This is a genomic window from Aquabacterium sp. (genome assembly GCF_041915145.1).
In the GTDB taxonomy this organism is placed as follows: Bacteria; Pseudomonadota; Gammaproteobacteria; order Burkholderiales; family Burkholderiaceae_C; genus Aquabacterium.
In genome coordinates, this window is record NZ_JAYSBZ010000068.1 from 1 (window position 1) to 16,666 (window position 16,666).

Below are 16,666 nucleotides of genomic sequence, written 5' to 3' on the forward strand. Positions count from 1 at the left end.
GCCTGTCGCGCCGGTCGTGGCGCCGGTGGCCGCTCCGGCGGCGCCCGTGGCGGCAGCGCCTGCGGCACCGGCCGTCGAGGAGGCACCCGCTGCGCCCGCGCCGGTGCCGCGTCTGGTGGCGTCGAGCGCGCTGCGGTATCTCGACCCGCTCAAGCCGGTCTATCCGCGCGCCTCCACCGAGTTGTGCGAAACCGGCATCGTCACGCTCAACATCCTCGTCAACGAATGGGGCGTGCCGGTCGAGGTGGTGGTCGAAAAGTCATCCGGCTACTCGCGCCTCGACCAGTCCGCCCTCACGGCCATGCGTGCCGCCCGTTTCAAACCCTACGTCGAAGCGGGGCAGCCGCGCCCGATTCGCGCGCACCCCACGATCAATTTCCAGTTGGATTGCTGAACCATGACCGACCTTGCCGTCACCCCTTTGGCCGCTGCCGCAGCGGCTTCCACCCCGGCCGCTCCGGCGCTGGGCTTTGCGCACTTCCTGGGCCAGACCGACGCGGTCGGCCACACCCTGCTCGGCATCCTGGTGCTGATGTCGCTCGTCTCGTGGGTGCTGATCGTCACCAAGGGCGTGGCGATGTTCACGCGACAACGCCGCAGCCGCGCCTTTCTGAGTCTGTTCTGGAACGCCCGCTCGCTCGAAGCCGTGCAAGACGAGATCAGCACCCACGGCGCGCCAGATCCGTTCTCGCACCTCACCGCCCACGCCATGCGGGCCCGCGCCCACCACGCCAAATACGGCGCGGCACGGCTCGAAGAAGCCGGCAGCGAGCAGGACTTCTTGACGCGCACCATCAAGAAGGTGCTCGACGAGGCCACGCTCGAGCTCGAAAGCGGCTTGGCGGTGCTCGCCACCATCGGCGCCACCGCGCCCTTCGTCGGCCTGTTCGGCACGGTCTGGGGCGTGTACCACGCGCTGCTGGCCATCGGGCAGAGCGGCTCCAGCTCGCTCGACCAGATCGCCGGCCCGGTGGGCGAGGCGCTCATCATGACCGGCATCGGCCTGGCGGTCGCCATCCCCGCGGTGATGGGCTACAACTGGCTCACGCGCAGCAACCGCGTCATGGCCGCCAAGCTCGATGCCTTCGCCTTCGAGCTGTTCACCTTCCTGTCCACCGGCCATTCGCTCAAGGGCGGCGCGGTCGATGGTCGCGACGAGCCGCCGCGCAACGTCCGTTCGCTGCAAGCCAAGGGCCCGTCGGCCTGATCGTCGAGAGGACTGCAACATGGCCTTCGCCAGCTTCGACCAGAAAAACGCCAGCGCCCCGATGGCCGAGATCAACATGGTCCCGCTCATCGACGTGATGCTGGTGCTGCTCGTCATCTTCATGGTGACGGCGCCGCTGCTCACCCACGCCGTCAAGCTCGACCTGCCGCGCGCCACCTCGCAAGTCAGCCCGCCCAAGCCCGACGCCATCGAGTTCTCGATCGACGCCTCGGGGGCGCGCTTCTGGGGCAAAGAGGCTTTGACCCGCGAGCAGGCGGCCGACCGCTTCCGCGTCGAGGCGCTCAAGCAGCCGCAACCCGAGCTGCACCTGCGCGTCGACCAGGCCACCGCCTACCGCGCGGTGGCCGAGACGATGGCCGACGCATCCAAGGCCGGCTTGGCCAAGGTGGGGTTCGTGACGGAGCCGGACCGGAAGTAGTCGCGCTCAGGCGGCGGTTTTTTGTGACGAAATCCACCGCATCTTCGCCCTCTGATGAGGGATTCCCCTGAATTGTTGCAATGTGTGTAATCGCCCGTGAGTTTTTATTTCTGAACTCTTAAGGGAGATTTCATGCAGTTCTCGTTCCTCAAAGGCGCCTTGGCGGCTGCCTCGATGTTGGTGGTCACTTCCGCGTTTGCAGCGGCCTCATCTACAGCTTCGCTGACCAACCTGCATTTTCAACTGGTCGATTTGACTCCGGATGACGGCATTGCACCAAGCTTCCAACTGCTGTCTACCGCGTCCTACAACGGCTACAGCGCGCCGGACAGGATTTCCGGCCAGGTGCAAAACAACGCCGGCCCGTATTCCACCGTCAATTACCAGATCGTTGACCTGACGCCGCTGGGCAACCTCAGCAAGACCGAGTCGGTGAGTGGCGTGAGCGTGTCGTCTGCGATTGCCGACACCTCGTTGATGGCAAGCGGCACGTCCACGCAGGGTAAAACCAGCTACAGCGCGGGCGCATCGATCGATGCCAACTCGTACTACGGCGGAGGCATCAAGCTCAGCGCCAACTCTGCGTTGATCATCACCGCGGATGCCTGGGTGGACGCTTCGGCCCTGAATGTGGTCGAGAACACCAGCAACTATTGCTGCTACTACACCAACCCCGAGACGGCCAGCGCCGGTGTGTCCTTGTCCCTGACCGGGCCGGGGGTGGGGGGCTCGCAGAATTCGTCGTCCTCGCTGACGGCCTCGGTGTCGGGCTCGAGCAACTACACCTATGTTTACGACCCCGTGTACGGCTACTACCGTTCCGTTTTTGTGTCGCCCGATGGGCGTCCGTTGCTGCAAACGAACTCGGGCAAGCTGGGCGTGACTTTCTTGAACACCACGTCGTCTGACCAAATTGCCACGTTGACGGCCACGGTGTCGGTGAGCGGCACGTCTGTCGCCGCCGTGCCTGAGGCGAGCACCGTGGTGCTGTCCAGCCTGGGGCTGCTTTCGGCTGCCATGGTGGCGCGCCGTCGTCGCGCCTGAGCCGCTGCTCGTCTGGCACGAAAGGGGTCGGCTTTGCCGGCCCTTTTTGTTGGCGGGTGTCGCTACCATGCTGGGCTATGAACACGACTGAACACGTTGCGATTCCCCAGTCCGCCCTGTCCGGCCTCAAAGTCATCGAACTCGGCCAACTGATCGCCGGCCCTTTCGCGGCCAAGACGCTGGCTGACTTTGGCGCCGACGTCATCAAGATCGAGCCGCCGGGGCAAGGCGACCCGCTGCGCCAATGGCGCTTGCTGCACAACGGCACCAGCGTGTGGTGGCAGGTGCAGAGTCGCAACAAGAAGAGTGTGGTGCTCGACCTGCGTCAGCCCGACGACCGCGAACTGGCCAAGGCGCTGATCGCCGATGCCGACGTGGTCATCGAGAACTTCAAGCCCGGCGTCATGGAAGCCTGGGGCATGAGCTACGAAGAGCTGTCCAAGGGCAACCCCGGCCTGGTGATGCTGCGCGTCAGCGGCTTCGGGCAGACCGGGCCGTATCGCGACCGACCCGGTTTTGCCGTCGTGGCCGAGGCCATGGGCGGCATCCGGCACCTGTCAGGCGAGCCGGGCCGCGTGCCGGTGCGCTGCGGGGTCAGCCTGGGCGACACCCTGGCGGCGCTGCACGGCGTGATCGGCATCTTGCTGGCGCTGCAGCATCGAAACCACACGGTCAGCCCCGAGGCGCCCAAGGGGCGGGGGCAGGTGGTGGATGTGGCTCTGTACGAGTCGGTTTTCAACTGCATGGAAAGCCTCTTGCCCGAGTACAGCGCGTTTGGGGCGGTGCGCGAGCCGGCGGGGTCGGCGCTGCCGGGGGTCGCGCCCAGCAATGCCTACCGTTGCGCCGACGGCCAGGTGGTGATCGGCGGCAATGGCGATTCGATCTTCAAGCGCCTGATGGTGGCCATCGGCCGCGACGATCTGGCGCAAGACCCCGGTCTGTCCACCAACGCCGGCCGGGTGCCCCGGGTGGGCGAGATCGACGACGCCATCGCCGCCTGGACGGCCACCCGCCCGGTGGCGCAGGTGCTCGGCGTGCTGCAGGCCGTGAGCGTGCCGGTGGGGCGCATCTACACGGCGCGCGACATCGCCGAAGACCCGCACTATGCGGCGCGCGACATGCTGCTGAACGTCACCACGCCCGACGGCCTGACCGTGCAGGTGCCGGGCATCGTGCCGAAGTTGTCGCTCACCCCCGGGCAGGTCACCCGGCTGGCGCCCGCGTTGGGGCAGGACACCGAGGCCGTGCTGGGGGCGCTGCCGTCTGCCAAGTCAAATGTGTAGTCAGAGGTAACGTTGACCGAAAAAGCCCCCTTGAGTCAGGGGTGGCTGCCTCGGATGAGGGAACCTCCGCGAGCCGTTCGCCTCGACAATGCGTCGCGTCCCGAACAGGCTGCTCCGAATGGCCTCGGGCTCAACTCTCGCCCTCATCACTCGAACCAGAAAGGTACGGGATGCCATTTGGACTATCGCGCCCGCTGATCGCCCGCGTGCTGCCGTTCGTGCTCTTCATGATCCTGCTGGCCGTGCGCGGCGAATTGCCGGCTGACGGGTCGGCGGGCATCGACCCGCGCTGGGTCTACGGCTTCACGGTGCTGATCGTGGGCGCGGCGCTGGCGTTCTTCTGGCGCGAATACGCCGAACTCGGCGCCGGCAACGGCCTGAAGCCTGGGGCGCTGGCATCCGCCGTGGCCGCCGGCGTGGCGGTATTCGTCATCTGGATCCAGCTCGACTACCCCTGGATGCAGCTCGATCACCTGATGGCCTCGATCGGCATGGGCAAGGCCGGGCAGGCGACGGCCACCTTCCGGCCAGTCGATGCGCAAGGTCATCTGATCTGGCCGCTGGTGGGCGTGCGCTGGATCGGCGCCGCGCTGCTCGTGCCGGTCATGGAAGAGCTTTTCTGGCGCTCGTTCCTGATGCGCTGGGTCGACAACCCCGACTTTGCCAAGGTTGATCCGCGCAGCGTGACGGTCAAGGCCGTGGCGTTGTCAACCTTCGTTTTCATGCTGGCGCACACCCTGTGGCTCGCCGCCATCGTCGCCGGCCTGGTCTACGCATGGCTATACCGCCGCACCGGCTCGCTGTGGGCTCCGATCGTGGCTCACGGGGTGACCAACGGGCTGCTGGGCGGCTGGGTCGTGTTTACCGGCAATTGGCAATTTTGGTAGGCCGAACGGCCTATCGTTGAGGTAGAAAATAGCTATTTTGATAGTCCGTACGCGGTGGTCGAGCGATTGTCATATCCGACCCGTACACTGCGCCCTCTTTGAATCGACCGACACGAGACAGCACTCAAAGGTTTATGTTCATGACTAGGTTCTTCCACTGGATCGTTGCCGCTATTGGCTTGATGTTCGCGCTGGGGGCGTCCGCCCAAGTCGGCAACCAGCCCGCGGGCAAGGAATACGTGCTTGGCGCGGGCGACATCGTGCACGTCACGGTCTACCAGAACCCCGACCTCACGCTCGACGCCCGCATCTCGGAGTCCGGCGTGATCAGCTTCCCGCTGCTGGGGCAGATCAAGATCGGCGACCTGTCGATCAGTCAGGCAGAAAAGACGCTGTCGGACGGGCTCAAAAAAGGGCGCTACATCATCGATCCGCAGGTGACGATCCTGGTCACGCAGGTCAAGGGCAACCAGGCGTCGATCCTGGGTCAGGTCAATCGTCCGGGTCGTTACCCGCTGGACGTGGCCGGCATGCGTTTCACCGATTTGCTGGCGCTGGCGGGTGGCGCGCAGGTTGACGGCGCTGAAGTTGCAGTGCTTACCGGGCAGCGCAACGGCAAGCCCTTCCGCCTTGAAATCGACGTGCCCAGCCTGTTCGGCGCCTCGGGCAATGGTCAAGACCCCATCATTCAGAACGGCGACGTGATCTACGTCGCGCGCGCTCCGATGATCTATATCTACGGCGAAGTGCAGCGCCCCGGTCAATTGCGCCTGGAGCGCGGCATGACCGTGCGTCAGGCCTTGGCTGCTGGCGGTGGCCCGACCCTGCGCGGCACGGAACGAGGCCTGGCTCTGCATCGTCGCAATGCGGCAGGGCAAGTCGAGATCAGCAAACCGACTATGGACGATCTGCTGCAAAACGGCGACGTGATTTACGTGCGCGAGAGCTTGTTCTGATAGACAGATACCGAGGGGCCGCAGGTCGCGCACGGCAGGCTGCCCCGATTGACTGGTTCGACATGACGCTTCTTTCCTGCTACTGGGGCTTGCAATGACTTTTGGGCAGCTGTTTGCCATCTTGAGGGCGCGCTGGTTGGTCGCCTTGATCGTGTTCACCCTGGTGTTTGGCGGCATCACCACGTTGACCTTCGTGCTGCCCAAGAATTACACGGCCAGCGGCTCAGTGGTGGTCGACATCAAGTCGCCCGACCCGATCGCTGGCATGGTGCTGGCTGGCGTGGCGGCACCCAGCTATCTGCTGACGCAGATCGACGTGCTGCAAAGCGAACGGGTGGCGCGCAAGGTGGTCGCAGGCCTGAAGCTCGATCAATCGCCCGCATGGCGAGAAAAATGGCAAGAAGACACCGGGGGCACCGGTAACTTCGAGGCGTGGCTGGCAACCAGCCTGCGTAAAGGGGTGGATGTGCGACCCTCGCGAGGCTCCAACGTGATCAGCGTGTCCTACACCCTGCCCGATCCGCAGTTCGCCACCGTTATCACCAACGCCTTCATCCAGGCATATCTGGATACCAGCATGGAACTGCGCACTGAGCCGGCAAAGCAATACAGTCAGTTCTTCGATGCCAACGCCAGACAGTTGCGTCAACAACTCGAGAAGGCGCAGACCAAGCTGTCGGATTTTCAACGCGCACAAGGGCTGGTCGTGACCGATGACCGGCTCGATGTCGAAATGGCGCGTTTGAACGAGTTGTCGACTCAACTGGTGGTTGCGCAATCTGCTGCGGCTGACTCGGGTAGTCGCAAGGCAGAAGCCGCCCGCCAGGGCGACCAGATGCCCGAGGTGCTGTCGAACAGTCTGGTCGCCTCGCTGCGGGCAGATCTGGTGCGTCAGCAAGGTCAGCTCGAGCAACTGTCTACCCGCTACGGCGAGCAGCATCCGCAAGTGCGCGAATTGAAGTCGAACATCGCTGACTTGCAGCGCCGTCTGGATCGCGAAATCCGCAAAATCACCTCCAGCGTCGGGATTACCGATTCCGTCAATGTGTCGCACGCAAGCAAGATCCGCTCCGCTCTGGAGGAGCAGCGCAACAAGGTGTTGAAGATGAAGGCGCAACGCGATGAAGCGGCGCTGCTCCAACGCGATGTCGACAATGCCCAGAAGGCCTACGACGGTGTGCTGGCGCGACTCAACATGACCAGCCTCGAAAGCCAGGCGGTGCATGCCGATGTGGCCGCCCTCGAATTCGCCACCGTGCCGTCGATTCCGTCCAGCCCGCGAGTGCTGGTTAACACGGTTCTCGGTTTTCTGCTGGCGAGCGGGCTGGCTGCCGCGTCAGCGCTCGTCCGAGAGCGACGCGACCGCCGCCTGCGCAGCTCCGACGACATCGAGGCCCTGGTGCACCTGCCGCTGGTCAGCGTCATCCCGTCGTTCACCATATCCAAGTCCAAGACTGAAGCTACCGCTTCCAAGCGTCTGCTCGGAGGCGTGCGTTTCAAGGCATTGAGCAGCAAGGCAGCAACATGAGATTCCAACGAGGCTCAATGAACAAGGCCACTGATTCGTCGTTCGCGCAGTCCGATCTGGGGCAAGACGCCGAGCAGGCCACCAACACCATTCAAGACCCGGCGCTGGGCGACATCCTGCGCCGCACCAAGGGCCTGACGAATGATCAGGTTGAGCAAGCCTTGCATTACCAGCGCGAGCACGGGGTGCGGTTTGGCGAGGCAGCCATTGCGCTCGGCCTGGCTCGTCCCGAGGATGTCACCTGGGCGCTGGCGCAGCAGTTTCACTATCCCTACGCGCCAATGGCGGATGCCAAGTTGCACGACGAGCTCGTGGTGGCCAACGAGCCGTTCAGCGAAGAGGTCGAGGCCTTCCGGGACGTGCGCTCGCAGTTGCTGATGGGCGTGATGGGTGCCGACGATGCGCGTAGCGCCGTGGCCATCGTCAGCCCCAACGTGGGCGACGGCAAGTCCTTCATCGCGGCCAACCTGGCGGTGGCGTTCAGCCAGCTGCCGGGCCGCACCCTGCTGATCGATGCCGACCTGCGCTCGCCTCGCCTGCACGAAGTCTTCGCGGTCGACTCCAGTCGTGGCTTGACCGGCATCTTGTCGGGGCGAGCCGAGCAGCGCGTGATCAAGCCGGTCAAGCATCTGCCCAACCTCTACCTGTTGCCGGTGGGTGTGGTGCCGCCCAACCCGTCCGAGCTGGTGCAGCAGCCCGCCATGTCGCTGTTGCTGCGCGAGTTGCTCAGCAAGTTCGATTACGTGCTGGTTGATACCCCGGCGGCATCCAAGGGGTCGGACGCCCGCATCATCGCCACCCACTGCGGTGCGGCGCTGGTGGTGGGGCGCAAGAACAGCAGCAGCGTGCCGGCACTGCAGGGCCTGGTCAAGCAACTGGGCAAGGGCTCGGTGAAGGTCGCCGGCATGCTCGTCAACGAGTATTAATCAAAGGCGGCGATAGTCGCCGTGTTTGCGTGAACAGCAGGCCGGGGTGCGCCCCGGCTTCTCAGGGTGCCCCATGGCGACTTTCCAGATCAACAAGAGCGACAAGATCTTCGTGACCGGCCATCGGGGCATGGTGGGCAGCGCCATCGTTCGCCGCTTGCAAGCTGCGGGCTACACCAATGTCGTCACCCGCAGCCGCAGCGAACTCGATCTGCTCGACCAGCGCGCCGTGCATCAGTTTCTGGCTGACGCGAAGCCCGACTACATCTTCATTGCCGCCGCCAAGGTCGGTGGCATCCAGGCCAACAACCAGTACCGCGCCGACTTCATCTATCAGAACCTCATGATCGAGGCCAATCTGATCCATGGCGCGCACCTGGCTGGCGTGCAACGTCTCATGTTCCTGGGCTCCAGCTGCATCTACCCGCGCAACTGCCCGCAACCGATCAAAGAAGACTATCTGCTCACCGGCTCGCTGGAGCTCACCAACGAGCCCTACGCCATCGCCAAGATCGCCGGCATCAAGCTCTGCGAGAGCTACAACCAGCAATACGGCCGGCAATACGTCAGCGTCATGCCGACCAACCTCTACGGCCCGAACGACAACTACGACCTCGCCAACAGCCACGTGCTGCCGGCCCTGCTGCGCAAGGCGCACGAGGCCAAGCTGCGCGGCGACCACGAATACGTGGTGTGGGGATCGGGCACGCCGCGCCGCGAGTTCTTGTACGTCGACGACCTGGCAGACGCCTGCGTCTACCTCTATGAGCGTGGCTACGATGGCCCGCTGGTCAACGTCGGCTGCGGCACGGACGTCACCATCGCCGAGCTGGCCGAAACCGTGATGAGCGTCGTGGGTTTTGAGGGGCGTATCGTCTACGACGCCACCAAGCCCGATGGCACGCCGCGCAAGCTGCTCGACGTGACCCGCCTGGCCGATCTCGGCTGGCAGGCCCGCACGCCGCTGCGCCGGGGTATCGAGCAGGCATACGAGGCCGCCCCGTTCCGCCAATGAATGTCACAACGAATCTCTCGCATACGGACCACCACATGTCGCATAAGAAAGTCGCACTCATCACCGGCGTGACGGGCCAGGACGGCGCCTACCTCGCCGAGTTCCTGTTGAAGAAGGGCTACGAGGTGCATGGCATCAAGCGTCGCAGCAGCCTGTTCAACACCGACCGCATCGACCACCTCTATCAAGACCCGCACGTCGATGGTCGCAACTTCATCCTGCACTACGGCGACCTGACCGATTCGACCTCGCTGGTGCGCATCGTGCAAAAGGTGCAGCCCGACGAGATCTACAACCTCGCCGCGCAAAGCCATGTGGCCGTGAGCTTCGAAGAGCCCGAGTACACCGCCAACGCCGACGGCATCGGCGCGCTGCGCCTGCTCGAAGCCATCCGCATCCTGGGTCTCGAGAAGAAGACGCGCTTCTACCAGGCGTCCACCTCCGAGCTCTACGGCCTGGTGCAAGAGATCCCGCAAAAAGAATCCACGCCGTTCTACCCGCGCAGCCCATACGCGGTGGCCAAGCTCTACGCCTACTGGATCACCGTCAACTACCGCGAGGCCTACGGCATGTATGCCTGCAACGGCATCCTGTTCAACCACGAAAGCCCGGTGCGCGGCGAAACCTTCGTCACCCGCAAGATCACCCGCGCCATCGCGCGTATCGCCCTGGGTCTGCAAGACTGCCTCTACCTGGGCAACCTCAGCGCGCTGCGCGACTGGGGCCACGCGCGCGACTACGTCGAGATGCAGTGGCTGATGCTCCAGCAAGACCACGCTGAAGATTTCGTCATCGCCACCGGCGTGCAATTCAGCGTGCGTCAGTTTGTCGAATTCGCCGCCAAGGAACTCGGCGTCACGATGGCGTTCGAAGGGGAAGGCGAGCAAGAAATCGGCCGTGTCGTGAAGGTCGAGCCGGTCAACGGCGAACTGCTGGCCAAGTGCAAGGTGGGCGACGTGATCGTCAAGGTCGACCCCCGCTATTTCCGTCCGACCGAAGTCGAAACCCTGCTGGGCGACCCCAGCAAGGCCAAGACCAAGCTGGGCTGGACCCCCAAGACCACGCTGCAGGAACTGGTCAAGGAAATGGTGGTCAGCGACTACACCTCGGCGCGCCGCGACAACCTCGTCAAGCAGGCGGGGTTCCAGGCATACGACTATCACGAGTAATTGAGCAGCCGCGCGTCGGCATCGAGACCATCCATGAGTGCAGTCAGCGAGTCCTCCCGCGAAGCATCGCCTCCCGACCAACGCGCCGGCCAGGCGGCCGGCCCTGCCGCGCCGCGTGACTGGCTGCCTGTGTCGTGGGACATCGTCTGGGTCACCATCGGTTTGCTGGGCATGTTCGGCCCCACGATGTATGGCCTGCTCAAGCCGGGTGACGCCGGTCTGTGGAGCAACGACGAACACGCCCATGGCCCGGTGGTGCTCATGGTGTCGCTGTGGTTGCTGGTCACGCGCTGGCACGACTACGTGCCCAGCAAACCCCTGAGCAGCAGCCTGTGGGCGTGGCCGTGCTTCCTGATCGGCTTCTCGATGTACGTGGCCGGCCGCGCGCTGGGCATCATCTACTTCGAGGTGGGGGCCTTCATCCCGATGCTGGCCGGAGCCATCTTGCTGATCGGCGGGTGGACGCTGCTCAACAAGCTCAAGTTCCCGCTCTTCTTCTTCATCTTCATGATCCCGTTGCCGGGCTTCATCGTCGACCCCATCAGCCAGTTCATCAAGCTGAAGGTCTCCATCGCCGTGGCCTCCATCCTCACCTGGGCGGGCTACCCGATCGGGCGGACCGGCGTGGTGTTGTCGATCGGGCAATATCAACTGCTGGTGGCCGACGCCTGCTCCGGCATGCGCACCTTGTTCATGCTCGAAGCGCTGGGCATCTTCTATCTCAACGTGGTGCAGCACACCTCGTGGTTGCGCAACATCACGCTGGCCACCTTGATCGTGCCCATCTCGTTCACCGCCAACATGATCCGCGTGGGCTTCTTGGTGCTCCTCACCTATTACTTTGGTGACGAGGTCGGCCAAGGCTTCCTGCACGGCTTTGCCGGCATCGTGTTGTTCGTCAGCGCCTTGCTGCTGATCATCTCGATCGACGGCTTGCTGCGCGCCATTTCGAGCCGGGTGTCTCCGGCAAAGGCATGAGCATGTATTTCAAGCCCGCAACCGTGAAGCCCGTGCTGCTGGCACTGGCGGTGGCCGTCATGTTCGGATCGGTGGCCGCCGCCGAGGCGCTGCGCCCGCGCAAGTTCTGGTCGGTCGCCCTGGGCGAGCCCAACTACGAGCACATCATTCCGCACAACTTTGGCGACTGGGAAGAGCTCCCCTACGCCTCGCGCGCCATCGTCGACCCCGTGCAGGCCGAAACGCTCGCCAAGATCTACAACGAAACCTTTGCGCGCACGTTCAAGAACAAGAACACCGGCCGCATTTTGATGTTGTCGATCGCCTACGGTCGCAACCAGTCCACCGATACCCAACTGCACACGCCTGAGCAGTGCTACCCCTCGCAGGGCTTTCGGGTCGACGAGCGCACCGAGCACGAGATCACCACGCCGTATGGCCCGATCAAGGTTGTTCGCCTGGCCACTACCATGGGCCCGCGCATCGAGCCCCTGACCTTCTTCGTGCGGGTGGGCGATACCGTGGTGCGCGGCTCCAAAGAGCGCAACCTGGCGCGCCTGCACATGGCGGTGCGCGGCTACCTGGTCGACGGCATGCTTTACCGCGTGTCCGAGATCACCCCGCGCAATGATTCGTTCGACGTGCAGGATCAGTTCACGCGTGATCTGCTTGACGCGATTGGCCCTGAGGGGCGCAAGCTCGTAATTGGCTCCATCGCCAATTGATGCGTTCGCGTTGTGCTCCCCTTTTGTGATCTGGAACGTGCGCGTTCGTGTCGCCTGTTTCGGCTGACGGAAGGGCGCAGACCATGAGTCCGTTGGTTCGACGCGTGATCGCGTCTTTGGGGGCGAACGCTTTTGGACAGGGTGTCAACGTCATCATTCAGGTGATGTCCTTGCCGCTTTTCCTCCACAAGTGGGACGCGACAACTTATGGCGTATGGCTGATGCTGTCCGCCGTGCCCGGTTATCTCCTGATGGCGGATGTTGGCATGGTCAACACGGCTGGCAATCGCATGACCATGGCGATGGGGCAAGGAGATTCAGCGCAGGCAAACCAGATTTTTCAAAGCGCGCTGGTGTTCATGATCGTGGCCTGCTGCGGGCTGGCTCTGCTGACCGTTCCCTTGATCTTGATGGCGCCTCTTCCAGGGCTGGATCTTTTGTCCAAGCGGATCGCACTTGCTGCGTTGGTGCTGGGGGTATTGTTGTCGCTGTTCTCTGGGTTGGCCGACGCCATATTTCGCGCGACTGGTCGCTATGCCTTGGGGACTCTCTTTTCGAATGTGTTTCGCCTGAGTGAGTGGGGCGGCTGGATTGTCGGCTTGTATATCTGGGGGACATTCAGTGGCGTTGCATTGACAGGGCTGGCTGTGCGCGTGATGGCGGTGATTGTGTTGGCCTTGATCGCGCGAAAGGATGCCGGCGGCATTCGATATGGATTCGCAGATGCCCGATTTGCCGAGGTCAAGTCCATGGCCGTTCCAGCCGTCACATTCATGGCATTTCCGCTCACGAATGCACTGAGTTTTCAGGGATCGACCTTGCTGGTCGGCAACCTCCTGGGCCCTGCCGTCGTGACGGTGTTCAATACCTACCGAACGCTGGCCCGTGTGGCTGTTCAGTTGACTGGCATTTTCAGTTTCGCGCTGTGGGCGGAGTTCTCTCGCCTGTACGGGCAAGGTGGCGCACGGGCTGTGAAGGCTCTCTATTCGCGCTCCACGTTGATCGGTAGCGGGTTGGCGATTGGCATGAGTCTCGTGCTGTTTCTGGTCGGTCCTTGGTTGCTGCAGGTCTGGACGCATGGAGTCATTCGTTACGACAGCGGGCTGATGTTGGTGTTGTTGACCTATGCCGCAGCGGGCGGCGTGCAGCACGTGTCACGTGTTTTGCTGATGTCTACCAACCAGCACATGGGGCTCGCGCAGTGGTCGTTGTTTGCGGCTCTATTCATGCTCGCGTTAGGGTGGGCGATGGCTCATCCCTGGGGCTTGATGGGTGTCAGCATTTCCATGCTGATCGCAGAGGCATTGATGGTGTTCATCTGCCTCATGCTGAGCCGGCGCTTGTTGTCCGATGGCCCAACTGTTACGCATGGATCACTCGCATGAAGGTCGTGCTGTCCACGCTTGGCAAATTCCATACCTTCGATCTGGCCAGAGAATTGCAGCGCCGCGATGCACTGACGGCCTTGTTCACGGGTTATCCGCGCTTCAAGCTGAAGAGCGAGGCCATCCCGCTTCATCTGATTCGTACCTTCCCATGGGTGCATGGGCTTTACATGGCCGTTGCGGGTCGCTTGAAGCTGAATGCAGGGTTGATGCGGCAATGGGAATGGTTCGATCGCATCTCGCTCGACCGACACGTCGCTGGCATGTTGCCTGAATGCGATGTGTTTGTTGGGTTATCCAGTTCCGCATTGATAACGGGGCGCACGGCGAGAAGCCGCGGCGCGCGTTATGTTTGTGATCGAGGGTCGACGCATATTCGTGTTCAGGACCGGTTGCTCAAGGAAGAGCATGCCCGGTGGGGGGTGCCATTCGCTGGCATCGACCCCCGAATCGTGGAGCGTGAGGAAGCAGAGTATTCCGAGGCCGATTGCATCACCGTGCCTTCTGCGTTCAATGTTGAGTCTTTCCTGAGCCAGGGTGTGCCGGCCGCAAAGGTCCACAAACTGCCTTACGGAGTCGACGTTGCCAACTTCCGCCCCACGGCGCAGCCCGATACATCTCGGTTTGATGTGCTATTTGCAGGGGCGATGAGCATCCGTAAGGGCGTTCCTGATCTATTGCATGCGTATCAACGGCTGAAGCATCCGCGCAAAACGCTAACGTTTGCTGGCGCTGTTGATCTTCGTTTGATTGAGCGAATGAAGGCCTTGAAGCTGTGGCCGGGAGAGGTGCGCATCCTGGGCCACTTGCCCCAATCAAAACTCAGAGACCTGATGAGCGTCAGTCACGTGTTGGTGCTGCCAAGTCTCGAAGAGGGGTTGGCCATGGTGCAGGCGCAGGCTATGGCATGTGCCTGTCCAGTCGTGGCGAGCGCACACACGGGGGCTTCAGACTTGTTTTCAGATGGCGTCGAGGGGTTCATCGTGCCCGTCCGGGCCCCCCAGCTTATGGCAGATAGGTTGCAGCAGCTCGCTGATCAGCCCGAATTGCGACGCTCCATGGCGCATCGCGCTCGTTTGCGTGTTGAGGAGCTGGGCGGGTGGTCAACTTACGGCAACCAGGCGTATAGCCTTTATGAGGAGTTGGCCGCGTGACCGTGGAACAGGCATCGACTCGACAGTTGCGCGCGCTGTACGTTGGAGACTCCAATCCAGCGTCAACTTCGTGCCACCGCGCTCAAGCTCTGCGCCGCATTGGTTGTCATGTCGACATTCTGGATCCCTACCAAGCGCTGCGCTGGATGACCAGTGGCGTGCTGGGGGCAGTCAATTACCGAACTGGTTACACGTTGTCTCGTCGGCATGTCGTGCAATGGTTGCGGAGCACATTGCTTGCCGGGCAGCGATACGACCTGTGCTGGGTCGATAGCGGTGAGTTGCTGAGCGCTGCGGCTATTCGGTTTCTGAAAACGCGCAGTAACAAGGTTGTCTTGTTCAACCACGATGATCCGTCTGGTCCGCGCGACTACATCAGGTTCCTGACTTTGCGTCGCGCCATTCCCGAGTACGACCTCTGCGTGGTTGTCCGACCATTCAATGTGGCCGAGTTCAAGGCGTTGGGAGCTAAAGATGTGATTCATCTTTGGCGACGCTACGACGAAGTGGCGCACAAGGCACCACTGGGCGACGCAGGCGATATCCCCGAGCAGTACAAAGTTGATGTTGCCTTCGTGGGGTATTGCATTCGCGGAGAAGGGCGTGATTACTTTCTGCTGGACCTGATTCGCAAGGGCTTGAAGCCGGCCATTTGGGGTGACAACTGGCATCACTCGACCGTGTGGCCACTGCTCAAACCCTATTGGCGCGGAGGTAGCTTGTCCGGCGTGGATTATGTGAACGCGATTCGCGGTGCCAAGGTTTGCTTGGGATTGCTGTCAAAACGAAACCGAGACGAACACACGACGCGGACGCTTGAAATTCCGTATGCGGGAGGTCTGTTGTGTGCCGAGCGCACCGCTGAGCATGTGAGTCTGTTCCGTGAGGGCGAGGAGGCTGTCTTCTGGTCATCGTCAGAAGAATGCGCCGAGCAGATCAAGCGCTTGCTCAACGACGAGGCTCTGCGCACCCGCATCAAGGAGGCAGGTCAAAAGCGAGTCATTGAGGCGGGCATGGGCAATGAAAACCTCTGCCGAGAAGTGATTCAGCGCTTGGGTGCTGCAGGGCAGGGGCTGAAAGTGATGGATCAGAGCGGTTTGGCGATGAAAAACAAGGTGTATTTCTTTGACAGCCACCCCGTTCAATACAAGGCTCCGGTCTATCAGGAGTTGCAGAAGGCGGTGCCTGACTCGTTTGAAGTCATCTACGCATCCGACTTCTCAGTGCGAGGCGGGAGTGTCGACAAAGAATTCGGCGCAGAGGTCAAATGGGACACCCCCCTGATGACGGGCTACGCATTCCGAGTGTTGGGCAATGAGCGGGGCATTCCACTGAGCAACCCCGGGAGCCTGACTGCCCGAGGCATCTTCACGTTGCTGCGCAAGGAACGACCCAAGGCGGTGGTGCTCACTCACTCTCGATATGCTTTTGACCGGGCCGCGTATCTATCGGCTTTGGCCTTGGGTATTCCCATCCTCATCCGTCAGGAAACGCAGGATGAGATGTTTGCAGATGGTCGCAGTGGGTTGAAGAAATTGGCGCGCTATCTGGCGTACCGTTTGATGTATGCGCCTGTGCGGCATGCATTCTCATTTGGTGTGTTGAATTACGAGCACCTGGCCAAGCATGGCATTTCGCCGCAGAACATCTCGACGGCGCATTTTTCTGTGCCCGACCCCATCGCATCGCTGAGTCTTGCTGAGCGTGCAAAGCGGCGTGATGACATGCGGTTGGCGCTCGGCGTGCCTGCCGGCCATAAGGTCGTGGCGTTCTTCGGCAAATTCATTCCGAAGAAAAATCCCGAACTCCTGTTCGAAGCACTTGGGCACATGCCCCACGCCGTGCGGAGTCAGCTGTTTTTGCTATTTGTTGGCGCAGGCGAATTGCAGGCCGATCTCGACAAGCTGGCGGCGGCGGCCGCTCAGAAGTGGGGAATCCAGACTCATTTCGCGGGGTTCATCAACCAGACCAAGTTGCCGGACTACTACCTG

At 62.3% G+C, this 16,666-nt stretch carries 16 protein-coding genes; all 16 read left to right on the forward strand.

The annotated features are described in order from the left end of the window. Nucleotides 1-394, forward strand: a 394-nt coding sequence (locus ACE3SS_RS12120; protein ID WP_374594259.1) for an energy transducer TonB, incomplete at its 5' end; no start/stop codon positions are given. Between the two features lie 3 nt (nucleotides 395-397). Continuing rightward, nucleotides 398-1,207 (forward strand): MotA/TolQ/ExbB proton channel family protein, encoded by an 810-nt coding sequence (locus ACE3SS_RS12125; RefSeq protein WP_374594261.1) that lies wholly within the window; start codon nucleotides 398-400, stop codon nucleotides 1,205-1,207. Nucleotides 1,208-1,226: 19 nt separating this feature from the next. Beyond that, nucleotides 1,227-1,646 carry an ExbD/TolR family protein gene (locus ACE3SS_RS12130; protein ID WP_374594263.1) on the forward strand — a complete coding sequence of 140 codons (420 nt, stop codon included), beginning with the start codon at nucleotides 1,227-1,229 and terminating at the stop codon, nucleotides 1,644-1,646. Between the two features lie 132 nt (nucleotides 1,647-1,778). Beyond that, on the forward strand, nucleotides 1,779-2,690 hold the full coding sequence (locus ACE3SS_RS12135) for a hypothetical protein (protein ID WP_374594265.1): 912 nt from the start codon (nucleotides 1,779-1,781) through the stop codon (nucleotides 2,688-2,690). Between the two features lie 77 nt (nucleotides 2,691-2,767). Continuing rightward, entirely contained in the window at nucleotides 2,768-3,973 is a 1,206-nt protein-coding gene (locus ACE3SS_RS12140) for a CaiB/BaiF CoA transferase family protein (protein WP_374594267.1), read from the forward strand. A 170-nt stretch (nucleotides 3,974-4,143) separates the two neighbouring features. Next, nucleotides 4,144-4,860, forward strand: a complete 717-nt coding sequence (locus tag ACE3SS_RS12145; RefSeq protein WP_374594268.1) for a CAAX prenyl protease-related protein — start codon at nucleotides 4,144-4,146, stop codon at nucleotides 4,858-4,860. A gap of 140 nt (nucleotides 4,861-5,000) precedes the next feature. Continuing rightward, nucleotides 5,001-5,816: a polysaccharide export protein EpsE gene (epsE, locus tag ACE3SS_RS12150; protein WP_374594270.1), complete on the forward strand. Its 816-nt coding sequence runs from the start codon at nucleotides 5,001-5,003 to the stop codon at nucleotides 5,814-5,816. Between the two features lie 94 nt (nucleotides 5,817-5,910). Continuing rightward, nucleotides 5,911-7,344: a chain length determinant protein EpsF gene (gene epsF / locus ACE3SS_RS12155; protein WP_374594272.1), complete on the forward strand. Its 1,434-nt coding sequence runs from the start codon at nucleotides 5,911-5,913 to the stop codon at nucleotides 7,342-7,344. A gap of 17 nt (nucleotides 7,345-7,361) precedes the next feature. Further along, nucleotides 7,362-8,270: a polysaccharide biosynthesis tyrosine autokinase gene (locus tag ACE3SS_RS12160; RefSeq protein WP_374594274.1), complete on the forward strand. Its 909-nt coding sequence runs from the start codon at nucleotides 7,362-7,364 to the stop codon at nucleotides 8,268-8,270. Nucleotides 8,271-8,343: 73 nt separating this feature from the next. Next, complete coding sequence (locus ACE3SS_RS12165; RefSeq protein WP_374594276.1) at nucleotides 8,344-9,285, forward strand: GDP-L-fucose synthase family protein; 942 nt, start codon at nucleotides 8,344-8,346, stop codon at nucleotides 9,283-9,285. Between the two features lie 35 nt (nucleotides 9,286-9,320). After that, nucleotides 9,321-10,454, forward strand: a complete 1,134-nt coding sequence (gene gmd, locus ACE3SS_RS12170; RefSeq protein ID WP_374594278.1) for a GDP-mannose 4,6-dehydratase — start codon at nucleotides 9,321-9,323, stop codon at nucleotides 10,452-10,454. A 33-nt stretch (nucleotides 10,455-10,487) separates the two neighbouring features. Continuing rightward, a complete protein-coding gene (xrtB, locus tag ACE3SS_RS12175) occupies nucleotides 10,488-11,432 on the forward strand; it encodes an exosortase B (protein ID WP_374594280.1) in 945 nt (314 codons plus the stop codon). Beyond that, complete coding sequence (locus ACE3SS_RS12180) at nucleotides 11,429-12,136, forward strand: exosortase C-terminal domain/associated protein EpsI (protein WP_374594282.1); 708 nt, start codon at nucleotides 11,429-11,431, stop codon at nucleotides 12,134-12,136. The genes xrtB and ACE3SS_RS12180 overlap by 4 nt, the downstream gene beginning before the upstream one ends. An 83-nt stretch (nucleotides 12,137-12,219) precedes the next feature. Further along, a complete protein-coding gene (locus tag ACE3SS_RS12185; RefSeq protein ID WP_374594284.1) occupies nucleotides 12,220-13,521 on the forward strand; it encodes a lipopolysaccharide biosynthesis protein in 1,302 nt (433 codons plus the stop codon). Further along, entirely contained in the window at nucleotides 13,518-14,675 is a 1,158-nt protein-coding gene (locus ACE3SS_RS12190; protein WP_374594285.1) for a glycosyltransferase family 4 protein, read from the forward strand. Before ACE3SS_RS12185 ends, ACE3SS_RS12190 begins: the two co-directional genes overlap by 4 nt. Beyond that, nucleotides 14,672-16,666: glycosyltransferase (locus ACE3SS_RS12195; RefSeq protein ID WP_374594287.1), on the forward strand; the 1,995-nt coding region annotated here is incomplete at its 3' end. The genes ACE3SS_RS12190 and ACE3SS_RS12195, both read left to right, overlap by 4 nt.